Source organism: Xanthobacter sp. DMC12 (assembly GCF_056314105.1).
The window spans coordinates 53757-79399 of sequence record NZ_JBQUYZ010000004.1; the positions used below are offsets into that span (position 1 = coordinate 53757).

Annotated in this window: 25 protein-coding genes and 1 tRNA gene; 13 read left to right on the forward strand and 13 right to left on the reverse strand. The window is 61.3% G+C overall.

Annotation, left to right across the window (positions count from 1 at the left end):
• Positions 1 to 103: 103 nt before the first annotated feature.
• Together ACT535_RS15805 and ACT535_RS15810 are read left to right on the forward strand one after the other, a co-directional pair.
• Complete coding sequence (locus ACT535_RS15805) at positions 104 to 802, forward strand: YggS family pyridoxal phosphate-dependent enzyme (protein ID WP_476365139.1); 699 nt, start codon at positions 104 to 106, stop codon at positions 800 to 802.
• 44 nt (positions 803 to 846) lie between these two features.
• A tRNA-Glu gene (locus ACT535_RS15810) sits at positions 847 to 922 on the forward strand.
• A gap of 778 nt (positions 923 to 1700) precedes the next feature.
• Here ACT535_RS15810 and ACT535_RS15815 read toward each other — a convergent pair.
• Positions 1701 to 2153: a very short patch repair endonuclease gene (locus tag ACT535_RS15815; RefSeq protein WP_476365140.1), complete on the reverse strand. Its 453-nt coding sequence runs from the start codon at positions 2151 to 2153 to the stop codon at positions 1701 to 1703.
• Between the two features lie 67 nt (positions 2154 to 2220).
• Here ACT535_RS15815 and ACT535_RS15820 point away from each other — a divergent pair, with 67 nt between their 5' ends.
• The 5 genes from ACT535_RS15820 (at position 2221) to ACT535_RS15840 (ending at position 11097) form a co-directional block, all read left to right on the forward strand.
• The gene (locus ACT535_RS15820; protein WP_476365141.1) at positions 2221 to 3774 is read left to right on the forward strand and encodes a DNA cytosine methyltransferase; all 1554 of its coding nucleotides are present in this window, start codon (positions 2221 to 2223) and stop codon (positions 3772 to 3774) included.
• Positions 3775 to 3847: 73 nt separating this feature from the next.
• Positions 3848 to 5341, forward strand: coding sequence for an ATP-binding protein (locus ACT535_RS15825; RefSeq protein ID WP_476365142.1), 1494 nt, complete (start codon positions 3848 to 3850; stop codon positions 5339 to 5341).
• A complete protein-coding gene (locus tag ACT535_RS15830) occupies positions 5338 to 8073 on the forward strand; it encodes a Z1 domain-containing protein (protein ID WP_476365143.1) in 2736 nt (911 codons plus the stop codon). The genes ACT535_RS15825 and ACT535_RS15830 overlap by 4 nt, the downstream gene beginning before the upstream one ends.
• The gene (locus tag ACT535_RS15835) at positions 8060 to 9034 is read left to right on the forward strand and encodes a PD-(D/E)XK motif protein (RefSeq protein WP_476365144.1); all 975 of its coding nucleotides are present in this window, start codon (positions 8060 to 8062) and stop codon (positions 9032 to 9034) included. Before ACT535_RS15830 ends, ACT535_RS15835 begins: the two co-directional genes overlap by 14 nt.
• On the forward strand, positions 9031 to 11097 hold the full coding sequence (locus ACT535_RS15840; protein ID WP_476365145.1) for an AIPR family protein: 2067 nt from the start codon (positions 9031 to 9033) through the stop codon (positions 11095 to 11097). The genes ACT535_RS15835 and ACT535_RS15840 overlap by 4 nt, the downstream gene beginning before the upstream one ends.
• Positions 11098 to 11132: 35 nt before the next feature.
• On the opposite strand, the gene ACT535_RS15845 is transcribed toward ACT535_RS15840, so the two are convergent.
• The 4 genes from ACT535_RS15845 to ACT535_RS15860 all read right to left on the reverse strand — a co-directional run bounded on the left by ACT535_RS15845 (position 11133) and on the right by ACT535_RS15860 (position 13635).
• The gene (locus ACT535_RS15845) at positions 11133 to 11597 is read right to left on the reverse strand and encodes a hypothetical protein (RefSeq protein WP_476365146.1); all 465 of its coding nucleotides are present in this window, start codon (positions 11595 to 11597) and stop codon (positions 11133 to 11135) included.
• Between the two features lie 269 nt (positions 11598 to 11866).
• Positions 11867 to 12304, reverse strand: a complete 438-nt coding sequence (locus tag ACT535_RS15850; protein WP_476365147.1) for a type II toxin-antitoxin system death-on-curing family toxin — start codon at positions 12302 to 12304, stop codon at positions 11867 to 11869.
• Positions 12301 to 12525: an AbrB/MazE/SpoVT family DNA-binding domain-containing protein gene (locus ACT535_RS15855; RefSeq protein WP_229646284.1), complete on the reverse strand. Its 225-nt coding sequence runs from the start codon at positions 12523 to 12525 to the stop codon at positions 12301 to 12303. The genes ACT535_RS15850 and ACT535_RS15855 overlap by 4 nt, the downstream gene beginning before the upstream one ends.
• Before the next feature lie 99 nt (positions 12526 to 12624).
• Positions 12625 to 13635, reverse strand: a complete 1011-nt coding sequence (locus tag ACT535_RS15860) for a PGN_0703 family putative restriction endonuclease (RefSeq protein ID WP_476365148.1) — start codon at positions 13633 to 13635, stop codon at positions 12625 to 12627.
• 150 nt (positions 13636 to 13785) lie between these two features.
• Here ACT535_RS15860 and ACT535_RS15865 point away from each other — a divergent pair, with 150 nt between their 5' ends.
• Positions 13786 to 14637, forward strand: coding sequence for a hypothetical protein (locus ACT535_RS15865; RefSeq protein WP_476365149.1), 852 nt, complete (start codon positions 13786 to 13788; stop codon positions 14635 to 14637).
• A 109-nt stretch (positions 14638 to 14746) separates the two neighbouring features.
• Here the strand turns inward: ACT535_RS15865 and ACT535_RS15870 are convergent, their stop codons facing one another.
• From ACT535_RS15870 to ACT535_RS15880, 3 genes are all read right to left on the reverse strand, one after another.
• Positions 14747 to 15034 (reverse strand): hypothetical protein, encoded by a 288-nt coding sequence (locus ACT535_RS15870; protein WP_476365150.1) that lies wholly within the window; start codon positions 15032 to 15034, stop codon positions 14747 to 14749.
• Positions 15035 to 15424: 390 nt separating this feature from the next.
• Entirely contained in the window at positions 15425 to 15805 is a 381-nt protein-coding gene (locus ACT535_RS15875) for a hypothetical protein (protein ID WP_476365151.1), read from the reverse strand.
• Positions 15805 to 16104, reverse strand: a complete 300-nt coding sequence (locus tag ACT535_RS15880; RefSeq protein WP_476365152.1) for a hypothetical protein — start codon at positions 16102 to 16104, stop codon at positions 15805 to 15807. The genes ACT535_RS15875 and ACT535_RS15880 overlap by 1 nt, the downstream gene beginning before the upstream one ends.
• A gap of 359 nt (positions 16105 to 16463) precedes the next feature.
• Here ACT535_RS15880 and ACT535_RS15885 point away from each other — a divergent pair, with 359 nt between their 5' ends.
• Together ACT535_RS15885 and ACT535_RS15890 are read left to right on the forward strand one after the other, a co-directional pair.
• The gene (locus tag ACT535_RS15885) at positions 16464 to 17708 is read left to right on the forward strand and encodes an MBL fold metallo-hydrolase (RefSeq protein ID WP_476365153.1); all 1245 of its coding nucleotides are present in this window, start codon (positions 16464 to 16466) and stop codon (positions 17706 to 17708) included.
• Positions 17709 to 18614 (forward strand): hypothetical protein, encoded by a 906-nt coding sequence (locus ACT535_RS15890; protein ID WP_476365154.1) that lies wholly within the window; start codon positions 17709 to 17711, stop codon positions 18612 to 18614.
• A 207-nt stretch (positions 18615 to 18821) separates the two neighbouring features.
• Here the strand turns inward: ACT535_RS15890 and ACT535_RS15895 are convergent, their stop codons facing one another.
• The 3 genes from ACT535_RS15895 to ACT535_RS15905 are packed head-to-tail and all read right to left on the reverse strand — an operon-like array spanning position 18822 to position 20751.
• Entirely contained in the window at positions 18822 to 19259 is a 438-nt protein-coding gene (locus ACT535_RS15895) for a hypothetical protein (protein ID WP_476365155.1), read from the reverse strand.
• 17 nt (positions 19260 to 19276) lie between these two features.
• Complete coding sequence (locus ACT535_RS15900) at positions 19277 to 19723, reverse strand: hypothetical protein (RefSeq protein ID WP_476365156.1); 447 nt, start codon at positions 19721 to 19723, stop codon at positions 19277 to 19279.
• 50 nt (positions 19724 to 19773) lie between these two features.
• Positions 19774 to 20751 (reverse strand): helix-turn-helix transcriptional regulator, encoded by a 978-nt coding sequence (locus tag ACT535_RS15905; RefSeq protein ID WP_476365157.1) that lies wholly within the window; start codon positions 20749 to 20751, stop codon positions 19774 to 19776.
• A 151-nt stretch (positions 20752 to 20902) separates the two neighbouring features.
• On the opposite strand from ACT535_RS15905, the gene ACT535_RS15910 reads away from it, so the two are divergent.
• Positions 20903 to 21163, forward strand: coding sequence for a helix-turn-helix domain-containing protein (locus ACT535_RS15910; RefSeq protein WP_476365158.1), 261 nt, complete (start codon positions 20903 to 20905; stop codon positions 21161 to 21163).
• Positions 21164 to 21199: 36 nt separating this feature from the next.
• Here the strand turns inward: ACT535_RS15910 and ACT535_RS15915 are convergent, their stop codons facing one another.
• Complete coding sequence (locus tag ACT535_RS15915) at positions 21200 to 22501, reverse strand: tyrosine-type recombinase/integrase (RefSeq protein WP_476365159.1); 1302 nt, start codon at positions 22499 to 22501, stop codon at positions 21200 to 21202.
• Positions 22502 to 22737: 236 nt separating this feature from the next.
• Between ACT535_RS15915 and ACT535_RS15920 the strand changes: the two genes are divergently transcribed.
• Complete coding sequence (locus ACT535_RS15920; RefSeq protein ID WP_476365160.1) at positions 22738 to 23013, forward strand: DUF6538 domain-containing protein; 276 nt, start codon at positions 22738 to 22740, stop codon at positions 23011 to 23013.
• The gene (locus tag ACT535_RS15925; protein ID WP_476365461.1) at positions 22926 to 23141 is read left to right on the forward strand and encodes a hypothetical protein; all 216 of its coding nucleotides are present in this window, start codon (positions 22926 to 22928) and stop codon (positions 23139 to 23141) included. Before ACT535_RS15920 ends, ACT535_RS15925 begins: the two co-directional genes overlap by 88 nt.
• A 45-nt stretch (positions 23142 to 23186) precedes the next feature.
• Here ACT535_RS15925 and ACT535_RS15930 read toward each other — a convergent pair whose 3' ends face one another.
• On the reverse strand, positions 23187 to 25595 hold the full coding sequence (locus ACT535_RS15930) for a DUF3141 domain-containing protein (RefSeq protein WP_476365161.1): 2409 nt from the start codon (positions 25593 to 25595) through the stop codon (positions 23187 to 23189).
• Positions 25596 to 25643: the final 48 nt, after the last annotated feature.

Sequence of the window (25643 nt, forward strand, 5' to 3'; positions counted from 1 at the left end):
CCGAGCCGCCGTCTCCTTCTACCCGCTTCTTGATTGGAAGGGGAGATCGGTTCATGTCCTCGTCTGCGGGCACAAGGGCCGGCGCAACGGCGGGAGCAGGAACATGAACGACGGCGGAAGGGCGCCGGAAAGCGCAGTCCGGCTTGCGGCGGTGCGCCGCGAGATCGCCGAGAGCTGCGCGGAATGCGGCCGTCCGACCGATCAGGTGACGCTGGTCGCCGTGTCCAAGACCTTTCCGGCGGAAGACATCCGGCCGGTGCTCGACGCCGGCCAGAGGGTGTTCGGCGAGAACCGGGTTCAGGAGGCGCGGGACAAATGGCCCCACCTGAAGCAGGATTACCCCGATGCGGAACTCCACCTCATCGGCCCGCTCCAGTCCAACAAGGCGCGGGAAGCGGTCGCCCTGTTCGACGTGATCCATACCGTCGACCGCCCGAAGATCGCCGCCGCATTGGCCGAGGAAATGTCGCGCCAGGACCGTCGGCCGCGGCTGTTCGTGCAGATCAACACCGGTGCCGAGCCGCAGAAGGCGGGCGTGCTGCCGGAAGACGCCGATGCCTTCATTGCTCAATGCCGGGATATCCACAGGCTTGAGATCGCCGGACTGATGTGTATTCCGCCCGCCGAGGACGTGCCCGACCCGCACTTCGCCCTCCTCGCCGAAATCGCTGCCCGCAACGGCATTTCGGGCCTTTCCATGGGCATGAGCGCCGACTTTTCCGCCGCCATCCGCCAGGGCGCCACCCACGTGCGGATCGGCAGCGCCATCTTCGGGCACCGTCCCACGCCGGAGAAGGCTTGAAGTCCCCCGCATTCGCCGCTATAGAGCCCTCCTCCTCGCGAGATGCTCCCATCGTCTAGCGGTCTAGGACGTCGCCCTCTCACGGCGAAAACAGGGGTTCGAGTCCCCTTGGGAGCGCCAATCTTTTCAATGGCTTAGCCCCGCCCGCTGCGGGGCTTTTGTGTTTCTGGGAAGAATTTGGGGAGTATGCGTCGGCGGACGCAGGCGGATTTTGGCGGGATTTGGCGAGTCGGTGGGGGCGGGGTGAACGTCGCGCGCTCTGGGCCTCAGCTGGAGGACACCTCTCTGCGATGCTATGGACCCCACATACAACTGAGCCGAAAGTAGCCGGCTTGGCATCCGATCAGCGAGCAGGAGACTGCGCGGAGCTTAGCGCTTCCTTCTGGCTGGGGTTGACCCATAGCTGCCCCTCGACTGCCCCGCAGCGACGTCCGCTTTGCGCCCCATATCGGACATAGAAGCTGCGTGGCGGACTCTCCAAAAAGCCGACATGGTCATGGCGCAGTCGAAGGGCGACAGATGGTCCCGGCGCATTTGTTCGAATCCCGCCCGGTCCGCCATTCCCTGCAGATAGAGCGTCTCTCGGCGTGCGGCGCAGCAGAAGAATGCGCAACGTTCCAAAGGCTTTGCAGGTTCGGCCTCTGCACCGCGCTGCCCGCGAACTCCGGGTTGCATTCTCCGAATGACCCGTTTCTCTCCCGACCTGTGGACTGAAGCTCGCGCGATACAGCCGGACGCTATGTATTTCAAGCTGTTAGACAAAAAACCATGGCCGCGGAGTTTGTTTCGGCAATGGTGAAGAATTGATCATTGGTGGCGTAGGGTGGCTCTGAATTGCCGGAGGAGTACCTGAAACTGATTGGAGCAGGCAGACTGCCTTCTTTCCTTGAGAGCAAGGTCAGGCTGTGGCGCCGATCTCGATCTGGCCTTCGGTCCCTAGCAGCCATTCTTCGAATATTCTGACAACGTTGTTCAACCTCTCAGGCTTCCGTAAGGCGCACTCCCATACCGTCGCGACGCGCCAGCCGCCTTCGAGGAGTCTTGTGCGAACGGCGTTGTCTCGAGCGACGTTCGCATCGAACTTCGTCCTCCAGAACTCTGACCGGGTTGCCGGTACTGTCGCGTAGCGGCAACCCTCGTGTCGGTGCCAGAAACAGCCGTGCACGAACACCGCGGCGCGGTGCTTCGGAAGGAAAAGGTCCGGTCGACCGTGAACCTTGCCGGAATGAAGCCGGAAGCGGAAACCGCGCGCGTGCAATGCCCGCCTGAGAGCCAGCTCGGGCTTAGTGTTCTTTCCCCTGATCCCCGACATCATCCGGGAACGGGTCTGCTGGTCCACGATATCGGTCACATCCGTCCTGGTTTTCGTTCCTGAACCTAGTATACACAGGCTGAATGGAATTCGTCAGGAGTCTGATTTGCCTTCCACTTTCGTCATTGTCGATCTGTTCGCCGGCCCGGGCGGACTTGGCGAGGGGTTCGCTTCCCTCATCGAGGACGGCCATGCGCCGTTCCGGATCGGCATTTCGGTCGAGAAGGAGGCATCGGCCCATCGGACCCTGACGCTTCGTGCGTTTTTGCGTGAATACATGGCGCATCACGGCACCTTGCCTGATCAGTTCATCAGTTTTCATGCAGGGCTTAAGGCCGAACCAGACTGGTCAGTCGTCGACGCTCAGGCGTGGAAACGTGCCGTCGACGAAGCCCGTGCGTTTGAACTTGGAACAGATGTCGCCGCGTCCGAAATCGACCGCGCCATCGAGAACCTGAAGGCCGGATACGACGATACGATCCTGATCGGCGGCCCCCCCTGCCAGGCCTATTCCTTGGTCGGGCGAGCTCGGTCGAAGGGCAAAGTCGGCTATGTTCCCGAGAAAGACGCACGACACTACCTTTTCCGCGAATACATCCGGGTGCTGGACACGCTTCGCCCAGCCGCCTTCGTGATGGAAAACGTCAAGGGGATGCTGTCCTCGACGGTCGAGAGTCGGCTGGTCTTCGAGATGCTGATGGCAGACCTGTCCTCTCTCGGTACGGGGCGAGACCATCATTACGAATTGCGCGCCATCCGGGTCCAAGGCGGCAAGGCCAGTTTGCAGGAAGCAACACAGCCTTCCGACTTCATCGTACGCTCCGAGGCATTCGGCGTTCCGCAACGACGCCACAGGGTGATCATTATCGGCATCCGGTCCGATCTTGCAGCAAGGGCGGCAGATGCAGAGATCGCCGTCTCATCGGAGGCTAGGACGGTCAACGATGCCATAGGGAACATGCCCTCCCTCCGGAGCGGCATCAGCAGAGGGCTCGACGACGCCGTGTTGTGGCGTCGTGAGGTCATCGATGCGGCAAATCTGCTGGCCGGCATCTGCAAGGGGAAGGATGACCGCGCGCTTCGCGAAGCATTCCGTTCTGTCTCACGGCGCATGCAGGAGGCCGCCCCAGAAGTTCGTGCTGCCTCGTGGCTTCCTGACTGCTATGCAACGTCGAACGACGAGTTGCTGCAATGGCTGGAACGGCCGGGACTGCTCGCGATCGCCCAGCACGAGACCCGCGGTCACATGGCGTCTGATCTCGGCCGCTATCTCTTCGCCGCGGTCTTCGGTAACGTACATGGTTACAGCCCGAAGGCCGCCGACTTCCCGCTCGCACTCAGCCCCGACCACCGCAACTGGCACAGCGGTGCCTTCAACGACCGCTTCCGGGTTCAACTGGCGGATGAGGCATCAACGACGGTGACGAGCCACATTTCCAAGGACGGGCACTATTTCATCCATCCGGACCCGTTACAGTGCCGGAGCCTGACGGTGCGCGAGGCAGCCAGGCTGCAGACCTTTCCGGACGACTACCTTTTTCTAGGCAATCGGACACAACAATACGTCCAGGTCGGCAACGCAGTGCCGCCACTTCTGGCGCGTCAGATCGCAGCGTTAATTCATGCGTCCGTGACAAATCCTGACACCCCAAAAGTCTGAGTTACTTCACTTCGCTTGTAACGACGCCCCGTTCGCGCTAGAGTAGAACTCGCTGATTCAGCCATGGGTTCGCATGCAAGAAATTGTTGTTTCAAGACGTGCAGATGCTACTCCTCACGCCACAGCATTGATCGAGGGGCTAAGGGACATCGGCTATTCGCTCGAAACGGCCATTTCGGACATCATCGACAATTCAATTACTGGGGGCGCACATCGGATCCATATCGTAACCGAGACCTATTCCGATGAGCCCTACATTGCGATCATTGACGATGGCGAGGGGATGTCCGAGGAAGAACTGATCGCCGCAATGCGACCCGGGAGTAGGAATCCGCTGGCCACGCGTGATGAACCGGACCTCGGTCGGTTTGGTCTCGGCCTCAAGAGCGCCAGTTTCTCCCAGTGCCGTCGGCTCACGGTCGTGTCTCGTCGTTCAGGGCGAACCAGTGCAGCTATTTGGGATCTGGATGATGTGGCCGAGCGAAACGAATGGGCAGTGCAATTGCCCGATCATTTCGACCTCATCCCGAGCATCGACACGTTGGGGGAGAAAGGCACACTCGTCCTCTGGCAGAAGCTCGACCGACTTACCGACGGCTACTCCCACAATGCCGCCAAGCGCGCGGAAGTCATCAACCAGAGGATCGCGGAAACAGAGAGACACCTGCGCCTCGTGTTTCATCGGTTCATGGAGGATGCCAAGCCGTTGCGAATTCTCCTGAACGCTCGGCTACTTCGACCCCTTGATCCGTTCGCTCGAAAGAACCCCGCCACGATTTCAGACCCGGAAGAAAAACTGACGCTGCTCAGAGGCGATGTGGAGATACAAAGCTTCACTATTCCCCATCACAAGCAGATGTCCAAGACGGACTGGGAGGACATCGGCGGGCCGGAAGGTCATCTGAAATCGCAGGGCTTCTATCTCTATCGCGGCAAGCGCCTGATCCTGCACGGCACCTGGTTCGGTCTGTGTCGCCAATCGGAACTGACAAAGCTGTCCCGTGTCAGGGTCGACATTCCCAACAGCATGGACGCGGACTGGAAGATCGACGTCAAGAAATCCTCGGCACAGCTTCCAGCAGTCGTGCGCGATCGTCTGAAAAGGGTCATCGAGCGCATCCTCGCCGGTTCGAAGCGCACCTACAGCAAGCTGGGCCAGAAGCTCGTCGATCATGAACGTCTTCCCATTTGGCACCGGATTCAAGCAGACGGGCAGATACGCTACCGCCCAAACATCGAACATCCCGCGTTTGCCGATTTCGCCGAAAGCCTGCCGCCGGACCTCAGACGCGGCTTCGTCAACTGCATTGCTCTGGTCGGGGCGTCTTTGCCCATCGAAACGTTGCATGCCGACATGGCAGGCACGGCCGAGCAGATCGTCCCGGATCGGGTGGACGAAGACACGCTTACCCAAGCCGTGAAGGCAACCCTCCACGTCCTCTTGGGCGCGCGCAAGAGCATCCAGGAAATCAAGTCGCTGATGAAGGATGTTGATCCGTTCAGATCGGCCTGGGAAGATACGGATCGCATTATTGCGGCGACGATCGAGACGAAGGAAGACAAGTGAAGCAGATCCTGAGCAGCCTCGAGGGCATGACGTCCATGTACATGGCGTCGCAGACCGGCCCCCATACGGCCCAGTCGATCCGGGAGATCATCGCCCAGCTGCGTGTCATGCCGATGTTCAAGGGTCAGGTCGAAGATGATGACGCAGAGGAACTCGCACGCCTGATCGAGGAGAAATACGGCATCAGCATGGGCGTCGGCGCCATCGTCGATGCTGAGGACTTCCGCCCCTGGCTGCATGATGCACGCATCAACGGCGAGATCGGGGACTTCTACTGGGGCAGGTACCGCAAGCTCCTGAACCTGAAAGGACTCCCGAAATCGGTGATCGACGCGACGGACGAGGTGACGGATCGTGTGCTGGATCGTCTGGGGGATCCGCGCAATCTGAGCCGCTGGAGCCGCCGTGGCATGGTCGTGGGCCATGTGCAAAGCGGCAAGACCGCCAACTACACGGGGCTGATTTGCAAGGCGGCGGATGCGGGCTATCGCCTGATCGTCGTGATTGCGGGCATCCACAACAACCTGCGCAACCAGACCCAAGCCCGCATCGACGAGGGCTTCATCGGCCGGGACACTGGGCGGCTGGCCCATGCCAACAGGGCGCAACGCCAGAAGATCATCGGTGTCGGCCAGTTCGATCAGCGCGAGTTTCCGGTCTCCCTTACCAACACGCTGCGCGACTTCAACAAGGCTACGGCCACCACGAACACCAGCCAGATCGGGCAATACAACGTGCCTGTAGTTCTGGTGATCAAGAAGAACTCCAGCACGTTGAAAAACCTTCTGGAATGGCTGAAGGAACATTCGGTTCACCAGGGCACGCAGATGGTCAGCCAGCCCATGCTGCTTATCGACGACGAGGCCGACAATGCCTCGATCAACACGGCCTATGCCCGTGATGAAGTGACCCGCATCAACGGCCAGATTCGCGAGCTGCTCTCGCTGTTCCACCGTAGTTGCTACGTCGGCTACACTGCCACGCCCTTCGCCAACATCTTCATCGATCCGGATACCGACGATGAGACGCTGAAGCAGGATCTGTTCCCGCGGCATTTCATCATTGGGCTCGACGCGCCGTCTAATTATTTCGGTGCGCAGAAGGTTTTCCTCGATGCCCGCGAACGGCATGTCCGGCTGATCGACGACAACGAGGACATCCTTCCGATGAGGCATAAGATCGACTGTCCGGTCGATGTGCTGCCGGAAAGCCTCATCCGTGCCGTGCGCGCATTCATCGTCGCGCGGGCGATCCGGAATGCCCGGGGCCAGCAGTCAGCGCATGCCTCGATGCTGATCAACGCGTCGCGCTTTACAGATGTACAAGGGCGGTTGCGTTCCCGCGTGGCCGATGTAGTCGACAGGATGCGGGCCGCGGTCGCGGTCGATGGGGCCAAGGGCAAGGCGGCGCTGCACAACCCCGAGGTTGCGGCCCTGCATGCGGTATGGGAGTCCGAATTTGCCGAGGCAGAGGGCGCGGACTGGCCCACCATCCAGGCTCGCCTGCATGAGGTTCTGGTCGCCGCGCGTGTTGTCGAGGTCAACGCATCAAAGCGGTCGCAGCCACTCGACTATGACCAGGCCGGTGAACATGGCGTGACGGTGATTGCCGTCGGCGGATTCTCCCTCTCGCGCGGGCTGACGCTGGAAGGGCTGACCATCAGCTACTTCCTGCGGAACTCCATGATGTATGACACCCTGATGCAGATGGGCCGGTGGTTCGGCTACCGGCCCGGCTACGAGGATCTGTGCCGGATCTGGATACTCGCCGATGGTGTTGGCTGGTATGCCCATATTCATGAGGCAATGGACGACCTGCAGACCCAGCTGAAGCGCATGGAACTGGCCAAGGCCACGCCCGAGCAGTTCGGTCTGGCCGTCCGCAGCCATCCGGAATCGCTGATCGTGACGGCGCGGAACAAGATGGGCACCGGGCGCGAGTTCCCGATGAAGGTCGGCCTCGCAGGCAAGCTGGTCGAAACAACACGCATCCGCACAGACCGCGAACAGCTGGACCGCAACCGACAGGCCGGGGAGGTGTTGGCGGCAGCAGTCAAGGCCAGTGGTCTGCCGCCGCAACACCCTTCCCGCGGAACCCTCTTTAGTGGCGTCTCGGTCGATCTGATCCGCGATTTCCTGCGTGCCTTCCATGCAGATGCCTCTGATCCGCTCACCGATCCGAGGCTGATGTCGGATTACATTGACGCGCGCGCTGACACCGAGCTCAGGGAATGGGACGTCCTCTTCGCCAGCGCACAAAAGGCAGACGCGACATCCGCCGACCTGTCCCGGATCGACATGCGGGCTTTCGGCCGATCGGTCGGTGAGCCGGATCTGCGCCAGGGTGTACTCGCAATCAGTGGCACCAGCAGACGTGTCGGGTCGCCCGGCGACGAGCGTGTCGGGCTGACCAAGGAACAGATCGACGCGGCCATCAATGCCTTTCGCGAAGAGCGGGTTCGGGACGGAAAGCCCGTTCCGGAAACCCTTCCGCCCCGCATTTTCTGCGAGGTCAAGGGGCGCCGCCCGTTGATCATCCTCCGGTTCGTCGAACCTGTGGTTCCCGAAGAGCTGAAGGCGAAATCGCCAGATCTGGTCGTAGCATGGAGCATCTGCTTCCCTCCATCCGAGGTTCAGGGCGGCACCGTGGAATACATCGTCAACACCATCCGTATGCGCGAGATGTTCGGCGAGGAAGAGATCGAGGAGGAGGCGCTCGGTGATACCGACTGACACGCCGTGGTCCGGCCTCGAGGCCGGGAAGGTGGACACGCGTCGGGTTTTGGCGTCGGCACGTTGGAACTGGTTCTGGGCGGTCATGCCGCGCGTCGATGTCGCGTTCGTGCTTCAACTGGCCGACCTGCCGAAACCGACCCCGGACCTGCCAAAGCTCCGTAACCTCGAAATACGGTTCCAGACTTTGCCCGGTGGACCGATCCTGTACATCCGGCTCAAGGACAGCGCGCAACTCGAACTGTTTGAGACCCTCTGCCGCGATGTGATGGCGGCTGGCGAGCTTGCCGAGACGGAGGCCGAGGCTCTCGAACGCGCCATCGGCCGCACTTTCCGCTGGCACTATCTGCTGCGTGGGGGAAAGCTCGAGGTCTTGTCGGAAGAAACCCAGAAGGGTCTGATCGGTGAGATCGAGGTACTGAAGCTCTTGATACCGACGCTTGGTGCCAAAACGACGTTGACTGCCTGGACGGGTCCTTCCGGCGCACCGAAAGATTTCGAACTGAAGGCCGACTGCATCGAGGTCAAGGCAAGGCGCGGGGCCTCGCAGCCCTTCGCGAAGATCACGAACGAATTCCAGCTGGCTGATGTGCCGGATCGGCGCCTTTGGCTGGCGGTGCTGGCCGTCGACAAGGTGCAGCCGCCGCACGGGCGCACTCTGCCCGAGTATGTGTCGGAAGTCACCGAGCTTCTGGAACAGACCGAACCTTCGGCAATCATGGACTGGGATCTGCACCTGGCCGACGCCGGATTTGACATCCTTCACGACTATTCGACCTGGCGCTGGATCGTGTCGTCCCCTGACTTCTATGCGGTGACCAAGGACTTCCCGCGGATTGCCGCACCCGTGCCACTCGGACTGTCCTCGGTTTCCTATGCCCTCGCACTTTCTGCCTGCGCCCCATTCCGGACGGATTGGGGCGCGGTGCGGGAAAAGTTGAACGAAGCAGAACACCCATGAGTGAACTCAACGAGTATCACCAGAACCTGATGGCCGATATCCGGCGCGAAGCAGACGCCAGCGGCGTCTTCCCAGTGGAGGCATTCTTCGACCGGATGACCGAGCGGTTGACCGAGGCCGGGGAGCTGGAGGTCGCTGATCGCGCATATTACCAAAGCGGTGAAGGTGCTCAGAGAGTGCGAATTGACGGCTATGCGGGTGACCCGCGCGATAGCGACGGTGTGCTGGGGCTGATCATCTGCGACTTTGCAGACAACGGCACCGTCCAGACCTTTGGCAAGGGAGATGTGCCCCCGATCCTTAACCCACTGATCCGTTTTCTGAAGAAGGCGAAGACCGAGGAGTTTCGGGAATCGCTGAACGAGGCCAACCCCGCCTTTCAGGTCTCGGACTTGATCATCACGACCTGGTCGCAGGTCACGAAGGTCAAATTGATCCTCATTTCCAACCGGCAGTACATCGGCCGCGACGATACGGTGAAATTGGCGGACATCGGCGAGGTGCCGATTACGTGGTCGGTCTGGGATCTGACACGTTTCGAGAGGTTCGACCGCTCGGGACATGCCCGCGAGGACATGGTCATCGACTTTGCCAAGGATTTCGGGGCGCCCCTTCCGGCACTCAAGGCGTCGCAATCTGGTGCTGCCCTCGAAAGCTACCTGCTGATAGTTCCTGGGGGGCAATTGGCTGCGATCTATGACAAATGGGGCGCCCGGCTTCTCGAAGCCAATGTCCGGTCTTTCCTTCAGGCGAGGGCCAAGACCAACAAGGGCATCCAGAAGACCGTCAAGGAGGAACCTGAGCTTTTCTTTCCTTACAACAACGGGTTGTCCGCCACCGCTGATGCCGTGTTATGCATGCGGACGGATGAAGGTCTTGCCATTTCCGCGATCAGCAACCTGCAGATCGTTAACGGCGCCCAGACAACCGGGTCAATCCACGCCGGTCTAAAGTCCGCAAAGGAACAGCTCTCGAAAGTCTTCGTACAGATGAAATTGACCGTCGTTCCTCCTGACAGGTCCGAGGACATCGTGCCAAAGATATCGGAGTACGCAAACACTCAGAACAAGGTGAACGCTGCCGATTTTTTCTCGAACCACCCTTTCCACATCCGTGTGGAGCAGTTCTCGCGCAACGTCCTCTTCCCGGCGCGTGCTGGCGAACGCCACGACACGAAATGGTTCTACGAGCGTTCGCGCGGGCAGTTCATCAATGCCCGCGCCAGGCTGACACCAGCCCAGCTAAAGAAGTTCGATCTTGAATTCCCGAAAGCGCAGATCTTCAGCAAGACCGATCTCTCCAAGTTCGAGTTTTCGGCAGTTGGCCAACCGCACATCGTTTCGCGTGGCGCGCAGAAGAACTTCGCGGCGTTCGCTAAGGACATCGGCGAAGCATGGTCAAGGAGCGACGTCCGGTATGACGAGCTCTGGTATAAGCGGCTAATCTCAAAGGCGATTGTGTTTCGCTGGCTCGAGACCGAGGTTCCAAAGCAGCCGTGGTACGAGGGTGGCTATCGCGCCAATATCGTCACCTACGCTATGGCCAAGGTGTTCCACGATGCCAATGGCGAGAAGCAGGTCCTCGATCTTGACGCGATCTGGCGGCGGCAGTCTGTTCCCGATGCCCTCCAGCGAGCGCTACTTCTAGCAGCCGCGGAGGCACACGACGTCATCACCCACCCTCCAGCCGGTGTCCGCAACATGTCGGAATGGGCGAAGCAGCAGGCCTGCTGGAACGGGACGAAAGGTCGAACGCTGAACTATGACGATGACTTCGAGACCTGCCTGACCCTCGTGGATACCGCCAAGGCGGCAAAGCGCGACGAGAAGGCAAAGAAGGCAATAACCGAGGGCATCAATGCCCAATCAGAGGTGGTGACTTTGGGCACCGAGTTCTGGAAAGAGGTCTTGGCTTGGGGGCGCGAACGGAAACGTCTCACGCCTAAGGACATGCAGATCCTCGAAGTCTGCGCATCCATGCCGCGTCGAATTCCATCTGACCTGCAAGCCCGCCATGCCCTCGATGCTCTCGGGCGCTTGAGAGACCAAGGTCTGGCGAAATAGACCCGTCGCGCCTGCTATCTATCCGAAATGAACTGCTATGCCTTCACCAGCGTCACGCCCTGCTTCTCGTTGCCGTCGAGGATCTCCATGGCGCCGGCCGACAGGCTGCAACGGGTCGTCGGAATGGTGGCCCCGTTATCGGCCCTTGCCAAGAGATGAAGGGTCGGTGGCAGCGTCAGGAAGAGACGCATTGCATGCGGGTCGTCGATAGGAGCGGCGACATACTGTTCGCGGCCCGAGCCCGCAGGTTGATAGCTGATGCAGAGGGGCAGGCGCTCTTGGGTATCGTCGTGGGGGGTACCGAGCGTGATGCTGGCGTGGTGCGTGGCCGCGGCATCGATGCTGAACGTGACGCCCATGAGGGGCTCGGTCGTGTGGAGCGAGGCGAAGAGAGCCGGATCGCACCACGCTCCGATGATTGCTTCGGACGGGGCATGGATAAGACGGCGGTGCCGGGCAAACAGCGGACGCGGGTGGGCTGAGGAAACGTGCGGGAACATGAGGCGCTCTCGCGTGAGAAGAGCGCCTCACCCCGGCCTGGGTGGTGTTATGGAGCAGGTCGAGAGAAGACCCAACGATGATATTCGCTGGACGAGGATAGAAAGGAAGAGAGAGGACTGTTATTGGTCTTGAGGCAGAGGGGCCCAGGCCAAGCATGAGACACTGCCGGGCAGAAGCGCGTCGGCTCAACTCATATAGAAATATCGTCTGCCTCAAAACACAGGGCACCTGTTCAGCGCAGAAGCCTCATTTTCACATGAACAGGACTTCATACCACGCTCAGCGCGGCCTCTATTTTTCTTGCGAGTTCGTCTTCGGTCAACTCACTCGCCGCCAGCGCCAACCATGTCTTCACTGCTGTGGCGTCGTCCATGGTCAGTTCGTAGCCGTTGAGGGCGAGAAACAGCTCGCACACCACAAAGGAGGTCCGCTTGTTGCCGTCCACGAAGGGATGGTTCTTGGCGATGCCGTAGGCGTAGGCAGCAGCCAAGGCCGACACGTCGGAAGCGGAAAGCCGCTCTTGGCCAGCTTCGTCCTGCCGCATGTAGTGGTAGCGGTTCTTCGGACGATCGAGGGCCGCTTCCAGCAACCCCTCGTCGCGCACACCCCTGCCGCCGCCGTGCTCCGCGAGCTGGGCGTCATGAACGGCGAGCACCACGGCCTTTGTCACCCAGCGCGGTTCCTGTCGGCCGTCGGGCTCGCTCACTTTGCCAGCTCACGCAGCACGTTACGCCGCTTCTTCATGATCTTGCGGGCTTCCTCCATCTGCGCCTCGAACTCCGGTTCGTAGGGCGTGAGGTGATAGCCATCCGGCGTCTCGGTCAGATAGAGCGTGTCGCCCTGCTCCACCTTGAGACGGGCCAGCACCTCCTTGGGCAGCACGGCGCCGACCGAATTGCCGATCCTTCCAAGCTTGAGTGCGACCATGGCGATGGCTCCTTCCGTATGTACAAATGTATGAACGAACGCGGGACGTCAAGGCAGGTCCGCTTCCGCGCTCAGCAGAGCTGACCTGCGTCAGCCCAATCAGGCCTCGGTGAAGGGCTCCCAGTCGTCGATCAGTCGATGAACCGGCGAGAAGTCCGTGTACCGCGCATGCAGGCGAGCGGAGAGGTCGGGGTCACCCGCTTCGCCAACGGCCGCGATCACATCCTCCAGGGCCAGCGCCATGAAGGGTACCCCGTCAGGCCGACGGTCGAGCATGGAGCGGTAAAGCTCCACGGCATACCAGGCCTCCCGGTTGGCGGCAGGGGCGATCGTGACGAACAGGCCATAGGCACCCTGCCCCCACTGCTCCCGGATCAGAGCAGCCAGAAGATGCTCGGCGGTGAGCTGGGCGAGGTGACCGGTCAAAAGGCTCGGCGCCTCGGGATCGAGATGAAGGGCGCAGGCACGGGTAAGTTCCCGATACCGGGCAGACCCGCTCCGTCCCGGCTGTCGCATATCCTCGGAATACTTGACCTCGATGGCGATGAAGGCGGGCCGACCGTCCGGGCCGGTACCGTTCACGAAGAGGTCGAAGGCGGTGTAGTCACCGAGATAGCGCGGGTCACCACGCCCCGGCGAGTGCTCGAAGGCCAGCTTCTCCACCTTCGCGAAGAAGCCGGGGAAGAGGCGCTCGAAGAGCCGATGGCGGCGTTCCTCGTCCACCTGGCACAGTGCGAACAGGTTGAAGGCGAGCGGCTGGCTCGACAGGAGATTTTCCCACAGACGCTGCTCATCGATGAGGGCGCCATATTCTCGATAGGCTACGGCACGGCGCGCAATCCGGGCGATCTCCGGCGTCAGGAAATTACGGCCCTGCTTGGCATCCACTTCTCTGAGACGACTTCCGAGAACACGTTGACTGCCACTCCGGGATCGATGCAGCCCCGGCTTCATTCCGCACATTTCACGCCAAGTCGACTGGAGCAAGCGCGCGCAGCATGCAAATCGTGTGTCGCCAGGCTCGTCCACATGAAACCGACGTAAAATATCCCTAGGAACCACGGGCAAGGTCGCGTTAACTTGCCCATAACTATCTGATACATCGCCCATTTTGTCACCATCTTCACTTCCGGTGACATAAATTCCCGCGAGAGTGCGGCGATTTAACACACCTCCAATTCAACGTGTTTGGGGACCCAAAACGCTATATTAGAGGCCGGCTTTTTCCGGCGCCTTCTCTAGTTACCTCTGAGGCGCTTGATGACGACCTATCTTCCCCGCTCCCTTCTGTCCGTCAGGACGATAACTCTGCCGCCTGGCTTCGACTGGCAATGGTTGTGTGAACAGCCGGCCATTCCGTTGATGCCTGTGGCCCAGTTCGCCGAAGCCAACGAGCCCCCTGCCCGATCGCGCGAAGGTAGCCGCTACATTCGGCGCCATCAGGTATTTGACCTGTATGATGCGATCTGCTTCGCAAACTATAAGGGTGTAATTCTTAATATAGAGCTGACTATTTCCTGGAAGTTGGCCGGCATTTCATCGCCTGCAGACGTGAATCTGGCTTACAACGTGCTTATGGACCGATTTCGTAAATTCATGGTCCAGAGACGTCATCCAGCTTACTATTATGCTGTTTTTGAGAACGACCGTAAGATTGACTATCACAATCATATCGGGCTTCATGTTCCGGACAGCCTCCAAGCTGCCTTCCGGCGCTGGATTAAGAACATCGAGCTAGAAATCGTGCGGGGCACGAATACAGGTCGACTGTTTCACATCAGGCTCCACAAGCAAAGCAGCGCCAAGAGCCAGTGGCAATGGTTCAAGTATTGCGTGAAGGGGTTAGATCCATCGCTGACGAAGCACGATAAGCAACTCGGAAAGCCAGACGCCAATTCGCTCGCTGGCGTTTGGCGACGGGAAACCGGATACGTTGAGCTTCAACGTGTCCGGATCGCGCGATCACTCGGACATAAGGCCCGCAGGGACGAGAGCTACACGCCAAAGCATTCTATTACCAACGTTGGCGAGCCAAACCGCTATAGCGACTGGGAGTTTGAGAGGGGCCGAGTGGATAGGGGGGAAGTTATCGTCCAACTGAGCGACGACTGAGGGGTGAGCACACGTCTGGGAGCACTCCATTTTCCGGCGTTGGATAATGGAGTGCTCCATTTCCCGAGCAACAGAGGCGCGCGCCAAAGAATTGTTTGAAAACAATGAGTTAAATGGCGCATTTTGGCTGTGCGCGATTTTTTGAGCCGACCCCTACCGAATGGGAAGGAAACAGACGGCTCAGGAGGGCCTCCAGGCCCCTGTCCTGCTCGGGCAAGCCGCCATCACGAACGATGGTCCCCCGGCCGGGGTAGAAATTCCACTGGTCAATCTTGAGCTGGTACAGGGTCTTGCGCTCGAACATGATCCCGAGGCTGTTGAGGCGGTCGATGGCCTGCACCATTTTGGGTGGGTCATCGGGGAGTGGGGCATCAGTTTGGATGGTGGTCTTGGGCATGGTTTTCTCCTTTAGCCCGCTCCTGCTCAGCATTGGGCCCAGGGGGGCATTGGTGCTGGGGGCTAGAGGGAGTGCTGGTGGTCATGGAGATGTTGGTGGGTGGGTGGTGGGTGGATGGTGGGTGGATCGATCGGTGATCGAAGGGGGGGGTATCGCGATATTGTGCGCGAGGTGCAGTCTGAACACCGACGACCTGCGTCGCGTTTCGGGTGTGGCCCAGACAAGCTCGGGCGCGTTGAGAGCGGGAATAGTCTTTAGGGCCCAAGGGATACCAATGCGGCATTCGTTCTAATTGCGAGACCCAAGGGCTGCGCCGATATTGAATAAAAAAGGCCCCGTCTCCCTTGGCTTCGGGAGACGGGGCCCTGTCCGGCCGGCACTTTTAGAACATCAATCCTTCTTGGCCCCCTGCCCGAAGGGCTGCAGCCCAGAAAGATCCGCACCCGGTGGGATTTCATCGCGGCTGTGGCCGAGCAGCTCGAGCATGCCGTCAATCCCTTTCTGTTCAAGCACTTGATCGTCACGGACAATCAAGCCCTTTCCGGGATAGAAAGTCAGGTCGCGCACCTTGAAGTAGGTCTGATCCTCATCCATGCGGAAAGGAATGTTGAAGATGAATAACATCTCCGAAAACTCTTCCGTATCGAAGATTTCACGGAAAAACTGCTGGTAGGTTTCCACCTCGTATGGCGAAGTCTCCGTTGGCATGTCTGGCTGCTCCTCGTGCGGCGGTTGTCCGGAGCAGGCCGCGGCTCGGTTACGCTCCTCCATCACCCAGCTCCGCCAGGCAGTGCGTGAAGCCAGTCCCGGGCTGCGTCCATGGTGACCAGAGAGCGGCGGCCGACCTTCTTGATCTTCAGCTGTCCAGATTCAATTTCCTTGTAGGCGAGTGACCGGCCGATCCCGGCCCACTTACAAAACTGCAGAATTGAGAGGGCACCATGCCCGTTTTCTTCTGCCATATTCAGCCTCCATTTGATGTTGGCTCCGGCGATATAGAGGCGGCCTCGCGAATGACTCATCGCGGTCGCCATTTTTTTGCAGGGCTTCGAAGCAACGGGGCGGAACATCTACGCGGAGCCTTCACCTTCGGGCTAAAGCAGGCCGTCGGGGCGGGCTGGAGCTGCGGCAGCATTGGCCGTCACCCGATAACGGCATCCAGACAATCAGCTCGTAGGGTCCTGGATAGGCGCTGCGAACACAGCGCGTCCGCCAGGGCTGAGTGCGGGGTGCTCGCATTCGCCATCCCACGCCCGCTCGGCAAGGGCCGGACGAACATCGACAAGATCGCTGTCCACGGCTCCGCTTGGCGCCCGTCGCCTCCTGCATCCGGATTTGACGTAGCGGCGTGGTAGCGCTCGACCGCGATCTGTCTGGAGCGGACGGCGGCAATTCGCCGAGGTTCGTGTCCGGTGGATGGGGGGGAAGCATGCGGGCGCGTATCCATCGCGGGACGAAGCAGATCGGCGGCTCCGTGATCGAGCTGGAAGCCCAGGGGCAACGTCTGCTGCTCGACTGCGGCCTGCCTCTGGATGGCGATGCCAATGATGAAGCCGTGCTTCCACCTCTACCCGGTTTCTCGGAGCCGGACCCGTCGCTGCTCGGCGTCGTGATCTCCCATGGTCATCGCGACCATTGGGGATTGCTCGGGCGGGCTCATGCAGGGTTGCCTATCTTCCTGGGCTCGGCCACCGAACGTATTCTGAATGCTTCTGCTTTCTTCATTCGCGACCTGCCGGCCATCGCGGCGGCCGGACACCTCGCGGATGGTCAGCCGCTGTGTATTGGCCCGTTCACAATCACGCCGCATCTGGTCGACCACTCAGCGTTCGACGCCTATGCGCTGACAGTCGAGGCGGGCGGGCGGCGCCTCTTCTATTCGGGCGACATCCGCAGCCACGGCCGCAAGGGCGCCCTGTTCGAGCGGCTGCTGAGCCGGCCACCCCTGGGCATCGACGTGATGCTGATGGAGGGATCGAGCCTCGGACGGCTGGATGAAGATGCGCGCTTTCCCACCGAGACCGAGATCGAGGCCGCGCTGACGGACGTCATCCGTCGCACGCCCGGCATGGTGCTGGCGGCCGCCTCGGCCCAGAACATCGACCGGGTGGTCTCCATCTTCCGCGCGGCGAAGCGCTGCGGGCGCACGCTGGTGGTCGATCTCTATTCAGCCGAAATGCTGCACGCGACGGGCAGAGAGAGCATTCCCCAGACATCCTGGCCGGAGGTGGCCTTGTTCACCCCGTGGCACCAGCGGGTGAAGGTGAAGAAAGCCGAGCGCTTCGACCTGATCGAGCGGCACAAGAGCGGTCGCCTTTATCCGGAAGACCTTGCTGCGCATCCTGAGCGTTACGTGCTGCTGTTCCGCAGCAGCCTGCTCGACGATCTGCTCAAAGCCGACTGCCTCTCGGGTGCCCATGCCATCTGGTCGCAATGGGCCGGCTATCTGAAGGATGAGAAGACCGCCGCGCTCCTCGCAAAGCTGAAGGCGCACGGCGTCGGCTTCGAGGTCATCCATACCTCGGGCCACGCCTCCATCCCCGATCTGAAGCGGCTCGCGGGCGCCATCGCGCCGCGGGTCTTGGTGCCGATCCACACCTTTGAGGCGGACCGGTTCCCGTCCCTGTTCGAGAACGTCTTCGTGCGGCACGACGGCGAATGGTGGGAGGTCTGAATGGCTGGGTTCAAGCGTGGCATCGACATGGATAGGATGCGAGCCCTTAAGGATCTGGCCGCAGGACCCGGCTGGTGGCGAGACGTACTCAATGACAAAAGTGTCGTCATCGGTATCAGAGACAACTATTTGAATGCATACTGGCGTGGGCAGTCAATTTTAATGATAAATATAACCAAAAGTGGAAAAGTATCAGCATCTACTCATCCGAAGTATATAGTCAACCCGGATGCAAAGAATCAGATTTCACTGGATGCCGCCTCCGGAAAATTTCAATTTGATCCCGATGTATTGCTTATCCGCCAGTATGTTCCCGGTGAAACGCTTGAAAAATTGAAGCGAGCGGCCAAGCGCTATTCCGGTCGCGAGAAGCGCGGAGTACAGGAGATCGCCGAAGCCAACCCCAATCTTGTCGACGTGGAGATCGCATTTCGACAAGGCGCGGACTCAGTACGGGTGCCTCGTATAGACTTTGCGACCTTCGAAGAAGGCAAAGACGGGGTCAATCTTGCATTCTGGGAGGCTAAGTATTTTGGCAATCCAGAATTATCTGACGATGAAGACAGTGGCGTGATTGCCCAAATCCGCGCGTATGAGAAATTTATCCGAGACAACAATGAGCATCTGGTCAAGTCTTACTCTTTAATTGCCAAAAACATTGTAGATATTTCAGAAATGAGCAATGGAATTCGCCGCACCCCACCTCTCGTTCAGCGAGTGGCGAAAGGAGATGGACCGATAGTTCATATTAACCCCGAGGTGCGTTTGGTGATATTCGGCTATACTGAATCACAAAAAAGAGAAAATTTATCTCCATTATTGGAGCGCTTTAGCAAAATTCTAGGACAAAATCGGTGCATCGCCCGAGGCAGCGCGAAGGGTATGCGCTTAAGACTGCGAAGCTAACCCCGTAAATTCCCTGCGTTTACAGAAATACCCTCCCGAACTGCTCTTCATCGCTCCATGGCGCCACTCCGCGCTTCGAGCTATACCCCATGGCCCTCACGCAAGGCCGTCTGTTGACAGAACCGGCCGGTGAAAGCGCTCTCTTTCCAAAGTGATGGAGAGCGTTCAACCGGCCGGAACTGTGAGATGAGCCGGTGCGGGCGGGCTTCAGGGCTGCCCCTTCACCGTGAACTTCGCGCCGCTGTAATGGGCGTCGAAGGCGAACGTGGTCTTGTCCGCAGGCAGGGCGAAGTGGGCCAGCAGATGGGCCTTGAAGGGGACTCCGGCAAGCTGTCGGTCGATATAGACCGTAAAACGGTCGTCCTTCACATTGTAGACGACGCGCCCGCGCGGCCAGTCCTCGTATTCTCCGATCACCTTGAGCTTGCGCTGAAGCGTCGGCCAGAACTCGTAGTGGGCCATCGGCTCGGTCTTGAAGTCTCCGTAGTCCTCCGCCTCCTGCCACGGCGTTTTGCAGGAGGCGAGTTCCGGCCGGCCGCCACGCATGACGAACCAGAAGATGCCCACGCACGCCGCTGAAGGCTCAGCCCCGTTCTCCCGCACCTCATCCGGGGCTTGGGCGGGCTCGGTCACATGTGCCGTCATGGTCTGGCCTCCTTGCTTCAGCGGTAGTTGTCGGCCTTCGGGCTGTGCTGCGGCACGGCGCACAGGCGGTAGAGGACGGGCTCGCCGGTCGCCGACATCAGGCCGCCCTTTCTCAGTTGGACGGCGACAGTGCCGAGATAAAGCGGGGCAATCTCGAACTTGATGCTCCCCCGCTCTCCCTCGGCTTCGCAATCGGTGTCGATCTCGTAGAAATAGCCCTGCGCCGAGATGCGGCGGATGCGACAGTGGGTCTCGTAGAGATGAATCTCGGACTTGGTGATGAGCATCCTGTCCTTGCTGTCCGCATCATCGCAGCCACCGTCCTGCCCCGATGAATAGAGCCCCGGCTGGATCGGCTCCAGCTGCCGGTTCAGGGCATAGCCCGTGCTCGGCCACAAAATGAACGCGGCGCTCGCGAGCACTACCGAGGCCAGTAGCCCCATCAGAATGACCATACGGCGCATGACGCGCTCCCCTTGATCGTGAACTCAGCTGGATCAGAAACCGGACCGGGTCAGGGTTGGCCCGGCTCGATTGTCGCCGCGCCCATCAGCCCCCTCAGCCGCTCCGGCTTCATCACCTTCACCATATTCACGTAAGGGGTCAGGAATTGTGCGAGCTCGGTGAAACCTCCTGCCTCGAAGGTGACGCGCAGGCTACCGTCCGCCAGCATTTCCATCCGCTGATCGGGATGCAGGGACTGGTCCCTGAACTCCGGCGCAATCGACGGGTCAAACACCAGTTCGATGGGCTCCGGCTCTTCCTGAAAGAAGCCGAATGAGCGTTCCGCATAGGCGCGCAGGCTGAAGCCCTCGGGGCGGCTCGCCCGTTCCTCCAATTCAGCGACCGCGTCGATGCGGTCCAGCCGGAGCTGGTGGGGCTGGTCGTTATCGGGAAAGCCCACCACCAGATAATGGGACCGCCCGAAGATCAGCCCATAGGGGATGGCCCTATAGCTCCGCGATGTTTCGTCCCCGACCTTCCGATACCGGACTTCGAGCAACCGGGCGGCCAGGATGGCATGTCGGATGGCCTTGAGGACCTCGGGCTTGCAGAGCTGCGCCGGCCCCGGTGTATGAGCCCAGACCTCGGTTTCCAGATGCAGTTCGACGTCCGCCTCAAGGCGACGGCGGTCCGCCGCGCGCAGGCCGGCGCTGATCTTCCGGGAGAGGCTGTCCAACAGGCTCGCCCGCGCGGGATCCCGCGCCTGCATGGCCTGGGCGAGATTCCGCAACTCCGCCAGTTCCTCGGCCGTGGGCGTGGCGATGAACTTAACCCCCTTGGGGAGATTGGGAAGCCGGAAGCGGACGATCTTGCCGTCGTGCATGCGCTCCAGCGGCCCGAAAATATCGGCGACGAGATTGCGCATGCGCTCCGCCGTGCTTCGGGATACGGCGTGCCGAGCGCTGATCTCTTCCAGACTGAGGCCGGTGGATGAAGCGGCCAGATCCAATGCGAGTTCAAGCGACGCCCGCACCTTGTCGAAACGCATGACGTAAGCCCGCAATTATCCGGTGACCGCCACAGGAGCAGGGCACCACCCAATAATGCAACCTATTGGCGAAGCATGAGCCCGGCAATGCGAGATTTTATCTGAAATCTAGATTATCTGAAAAGCCGATTATTTCGGCGTCCGCTCCCCCATGCGGATGCCGGAATTGCCGCGCGACCTTCGTCAGCCCCGTTACGCCCGACTGCGCGAACTCATGATCGAGGCGCGCAAGGCGGCCGGGCTGTCACAGGCGACGGTCGCGGCAAAGCTCGGTCGGCCGCAGTCGTACATCGCAGACATCGAACGCAACGAACGGCGCATCGACGTCATCGAGTACCTGGCGCTCGCCGATGCCATTGGATTCGATGCGATCGGCATTCTGGAGCAAGTTCGCGCAGAGCCGGGCGAGTGACGAAGAGAGTTGGTCCTTGGTTCCGGCCACCAAGCGTCACCCCTTCTTCGCTGCCAACTCCTTCACATTGCTCTCCGGCACGATGCCCAGCTTCGGAAAGGCGGCTCGGATAGTGTCGGCCACATAGGACGGCGCGAGGTGGGCGTAGTGCTTCTCGGTGATGCGCGTGTCCGCATGCCCGAGTTGCGCGGCGATCACGCCCATGGGCACCCCGGCCATGGCCAAAGTGCTGGCGTGGGTGTGGCGGAGCACATGGAATCCGATGGCCGGCACGATCTTCGCCGCAGCGCAGGCCTCCGCCAGCGGCCGGGTCTGCTGCGCCGGCTTCCAGGGGCCGCCGTCATCGCGCGCGAAAACCAGCGCGCTGCCGTCCTTGCCATGGGTCAGGCTGCGGAACAGCGCCGTGGCTTCGTCGGTCAGGACGATGTGACGGGGCTTGCCCCCTTTCGCCTCCCGCACCGCGACCGTGCGAGCATCAAGATCAATGTCTACCACCTTCAGGCGAGCCAGTTCGCTGTACCGCGCACCGGTCAGCAGTGCGCCGCGCACCAACGAACGAAGTGGCTCCGCACAGGCGTTCACCAGCCGCGTGCATTCGGCGGGCTTCAAATAGCGGATCACCGGCGCATCCACCGCAGCGAAGGGCTTCACTGCGCGCCACGCTTCGTCACTGCTGATGTGCCGTTCGTGCCAAGCGTGGTTCAGGGCCGCCTTCAACACCGTGAGGATGCGATTGGCGGTGGCGCGTCGCGAACGGACGGCATCCGTATCGTCGTGATCCACCGCCCGTGTGGCCCGTTCCTTGGCGGTGCTCTTGGTGCGGACCATCTTGGGTGCGGTGGCGATGCCCCGATGCCAATCCCGGATGCGGCGCGTGGTGAGCTTCGCCAGTTCCACACCGCCGAGCGATGGACGGATGTGGATCTCGATGACCCGGCGGGTGGCATATTCCGACCGGCCGCCTTTCCCCACATAATGGGCCATGTAGTCGTCGCAGGCGTCGCCCACGGTGTAGGGGCCCGCGCTGGCGGAGAGCCCCAGCGCACGGCGCTCCTCTTCCTGGAACCAGCCGCGAGCCGACGCCTGCGCTTGGCTGAAGGACAGGTGTGCGGCGCCATCCGCATCCTGCACGTCGTCCGTTGAGCCGAGCGCATGCTCCGTGTAGCGCTTGCGCTCGCCGTCCCATCGCCGGGCCAGCCAGCTGCCGCCACTCTTCTTCCGCCGATAGCCGAGGGCGAGTCCGCCATCGAGCTGCTTCCAATAGGGCTCCCCCCGGACGGCAAGGCGTGCTCGGGCGGTGCGGGTTTCGAGGGCTGTATCTCGGACGGTGCGGGCCATGGGAAGAATGGGAAGATTTTGGGGAGCAAGTGGAGACGAACGTCAGCGGATTCCCGCGAACGGATACGGATTAACATACTGCGATTCAACGATCCAGCATGATCCACCTTAGTCCGCCAATGCCCATGATTTCTCCCTCTCACGGCGAAAACAGGGGTTCGAGTCCCCTTGGGAGCGCCAATTTCCAATATCCGTCAATGACTTACCCACGGTGATACACACTCGGGGGTACGTTTATGGGGAAATGGATTCAGCGACTCCCCTATCTGCAGCGGACTCGCCACGGTGTTTTTCGGTATCGGAGGGTCGTCCAACCCTCGTTGAAGAAGGCAGCCGGGAAGCAGGAGATTCTCGTCTCCCTTCGGACCAAGTCGGTCCGTCTCGCTGAAGGTCGCTTCATCAAAGCCCATACGGAAGCAGAGGCTTGGCTCGCCACCCTTCGGGCCAATTATGCACCTTGCCCCTCACCGCCATGCGCCGCGTCAGCCTCATCGTCACCGAGCTGGCGGTGATCCAACCGACGCACGAGGGCCTGTTGCTGCGCGAGCGCGGCCCCGACGTGCGCGTTGAGGACATTATCGCCCAGACGTCGGCGCGCCTCATCATCGAGGACGACGTGCCCGAGATGCGGATCGGCTGACGTCCCGCCCAGGCCGCGTTCCCACCTATCCCGCCCTTGGCGGCGCTACTGCGCCGCCTCCGTCAGGGTGCCGAGCGGGTCGCTGAGCACATCCATCGTCGCCGGCGGCAGGCCGAGCACCTCGCGGAAGCGCTGGAGCATCGCAAGGGTGCGCGGCTCCATGTCCGAAAGCAGGCCAGGCACGAACTGCACCACGTCGGCGGCCCGGCGCCGCTCCTCCGGCGTGCGCAGCAGGTCCGGCAGGGTCTCGATGGCCGCGGAGCCGGCATACTCCACGATCAGGCTCTGCTCGTGGATGATCTGCGCACGCTGCGCGGTCTTCAGCGAGCGGAACGGCTCGTCCTTGGTGAGCACGCGGGCCGACCGCTCCAGCCGGTCGCGCCGCACGGCGCCGCGCGCATCCGCCAGGAGGATCAGCATGCGGATGACCGCCTCCACGAAGCCGCCCGAAGAGACGTGCAACAGCGCCGACTGCACTTCCGGAAGGCCGATCAGCTCTTCCTTGGACTTGTGGGTCCGCTCGAAATTGAAGTTGCGGCCGAACCAGCGCATCTGCGGCGTGGCATAGATGCTGAAGAAAAGCGTTTCATACCAGGCGTCGCGCACATCGCGGATGATGTCGAAGCTCTGCTCGATGGCATCGGCGACGAGCCTCTCCGCGAGGACGAACGGATTGTCCTCCGCCGCCGGCTGGCGGCTCTGCGCCGTCGCCAGGGCCGCGCCCGGCAGCCCGGCAAGGAAGGGATTGCGGGACGAGAGCAGGGCCCGCTGCACCCGCAGCGGATGAAGCTGCCGCCCCAGTTCCGCGCTCGCCTTCGTTACGCAGGCCTGCACCCACGGGCGCACGAGGATGTCGTAAAGCTCGCCCTGAAGCTCGGACAGGCGCTCGACGGCCCCGAAGGGCACTTCGTCCTGGCGGCCATCGCCATAGCCGGGCAGGTCGGAGAGGCGACGCTCCGAGAAGGACACGGTGAAGTGCTTTCCGGTGCCGTCCTGGGTCTCGTCCTCGATGTGCATCTCATAGAGGCCGGGGGCCAGCGCCTCGATGGTCTTCAGGGTGGAGGCCACCTCCTGATGCTCGCGCTTGGCGATGGAGGAGGAGACGAAGATTCCGAGATGCCCGATGGAATCATGGATCATGTAGACGATGCGCTGGCCGCGGATCTTGATCTCGGTCTCATCGGCGTAAGCGTCCATGATCCAGTTCACGGCCTGCTTGACCGGCGTGATGTTGTCGCCATGGCTCGCGAACACGATAATGGGTGAGCGGATCTGCTTGACGTCCAGAACGCGACCATGCTCGAGGCGGGCCTCGTTGCGGGCGAGCTTGTTGCCGACGAACAGCTCCCGCACGATCCACACGATCTCCGGCTCGTTGAGCAGGAAGAAACCGCTCCACCACTTCTCGAATTCGAGGAACCGGCCGCGCTCGGTGTCGACCTTCTCGAACACGTCGTAGTATTTACGGAACCAGGTGCGGCCCGGGTTCAGCATTTCGAAGTTCAGCACCAGCCAGGCGCCGTCGAAAACACCGTCGCCATAGTCGGACCAGAACATGGGCTGGACCTGCCCGCCGAGCAGGCCGGCATTGTAGCGCATGGGGTTGGAACCGACGTCGCCGGACCAGGTTTCCACCGGGGCACCATTGAGCACCAGCGGACCTGTGATGTCGGGGTTGGAGGCGCCGAGCACCAGCGTCGCCCAGCCGCCCTGGCAATTGCCGATCACGACCGGCTTGGGCGCGTCCGGGTGCTTCTCCTGGACATAGCGGACGAACGACGCCTCGGCACGCGCCACGTGGGCCAGCGTCTGGCCCGGCTCGGGATTGCGCCAGAAGGCGGTGAAGTAGACGGGATGCCCCGCCTTCAGCGCCACGCCCACTTGGCTGTCCGCCTTGAAGCCGCCGATGCCGGCGCCATGGCCGGCGCGCGGATCGATGATGACGTACGGGCGCTTGGCGTCGAATACTTCGACCCCCGGCGGTGGAGTGATCTTCAGCAGCATGTAGTTGCAGGGGCGCGGAAGCTGGCGGCCGTCCAAGGCGATCTCGTAGTCGTAGATCAGCACCGGCGGGCAACCTGCCGCCTCATGCGCGAAAAAGGTATCGCCCCGCTCGCGCAGGCAATCCGCCATCAGGATCGTGCGCTGGGCACGGTCGGTGGCGTATTCGCGGAATTCGCCGAGCAGCGCCAGGGGCGAGGTGCGAGGCTTCGTCACCTCGGCGACGAGCCCGGTCAGGGCATTGAAGGTGCTGCGCAGGCGCTCGCCGTGGGTGGCCGAAATACTGTTGAAATGGCGGCCGGCCGCCTTCGACGTCAATTCGCCCAGGGTCGACCACTCCGAGAGCTGAGCGGTGAGTGCGAGGGCGCGCTGCCGGGCTGTCCATGCGTTGCCGTCGGTTACAGCCGCGAAGAACGGATTGCGATCACCCGCCTTGCTGTCCGCAATATTCACCGCGCTCTCCCGTGGAACGACAGTCTATTCCGGCCGCATCACGCGTTC

Excerpts from the sequence above, each read along its gene's own strand:
- ACT535_RS15905 (WP_476365157.1), bottom strand. The coding sequence starts at position 20,751 with ATGCGTTTCGACAAGGTGCGGGCGTCGCTTGAACTCGCATTGGATCTG.
- ACT535_RS15865 (WP_476365149.1), top strand. The coding sequence starts at position 13,786 with ATGACGACCTATCTTCCCCGCTCCCTTCTGTCCGTCAGGACGATAACT.
- ACT535_RS15855 (WP_229646284.1), bottom strand. The coding sequence starts at position 12,525 with ATGGTCGCACTCAAGCTTGGAAGGATCGGCAATTCGGTCGGCGCCGTG.
- ACT535_RS15890 (WP_476365154.1), top strand. The coding sequence starts at position 17,709 with ATGGCTGGGTTCAAGCGTGGCATCGACATGGATAGGATGCGAGCCCTT.
- ACT535_RS15885 (WP_476365153.1), top strand. The coding sequence starts at position 16,464 with ATGCGGGCGCGTATCCATCGCGGGACGAAGCAGATCGGCGGCTCCGTG.
- ACT535_RS15880 (WP_476365152.1), bottom strand. The coding sequence starts at position 16,104 with ATGTTCCGCCCCGTTGCTTCGAAGCCCTGCAAAAAAATGGCGACCGCG.
- ACT535_RS15825 (WP_476365142.1), top strand. The coding sequence starts at position 3,848 with ATGCAAGAAATTGTTGTTTCAAGACGTGCAGATGCTACTCCTCACGCC.
- ACT535_RS15895 (WP_476365155.1), bottom strand. The coding sequence starts at position 19,259 with ATGACGGCACATGTGACCGAGCCCGCCCAAGCCCCGGATGAGGTGCGG.
- ACT535_RS15840 (WP_476365145.1), top strand. The coding sequence starts at position 9,031 with ATGAGTGAACTCAACGAGTATCACCAGAACCTGATGGCCGATATCCGG.
- ACT535_RS15875 (WP_476365151.1), bottom strand. The coding sequence starts at position 15,805 with ATGGAGGAGCGTAACCGAGCCGCGGCCTGCTCCGGACAACCGCCGCAC.
- ACT535_RS15860 (WP_476365148.1), bottom strand. The coding sequence starts at position 13,635 with ATGGGCGATGTATCAGATAGTTATGGGCAAGTTAACGCGACCTTGCCC.
- ACT535_RS15870 (WP_476365150.1), bottom strand. The coding sequence starts at position 15,034 with ATGCCCAAGACCACCATCCAAACTGATGCCCCACTCCCCGATGACCCA.
- ACT535_RS15805 (WP_476365139.1), top strand. The coding sequence starts at position 104 with ATGAACGACGGCGGAAGGGCGCCGGAAAGCGCAGTCCGGCTTGCGGCG.
- ACT535_RS15845 (WP_476365146.1), bottom strand. The coding sequence starts at position 11,597 with ATGTTCCCGCACGTTTCCTCAGCCCACCCGCGTCCGCTGTTTGCCCGG.
- ACT535_RS15900 (WP_476365156.1), bottom strand. The coding sequence starts at position 19,723 with ATGCGCCGTATGGTCATTCTGATGGGGCTACTGGCCTCGGTAGTGCTC.
- ACT535_RS15915 (WP_476365159.1), bottom strand. The coding sequence starts at position 22,501 with ATGGCCCGCACCGTCCGAGATACAGCCCTCGAAACCCGCACCGCCCGA.
- ACT535_RS15920 (WP_476365160.1), top strand. The coding sequence starts at position 22,738 with ATGGGGAAATGGATTCAGCGACTCCCCTATCTGCAGCGGACTCGCCAC.
- ACT535_RS15910 (WP_476365158.1), top strand. The coding sequence starts at position 20,903 with ATGCGGATGCCGGAATTGCCGCGCGACCTTCGTCAGCCCCGTTACGCC.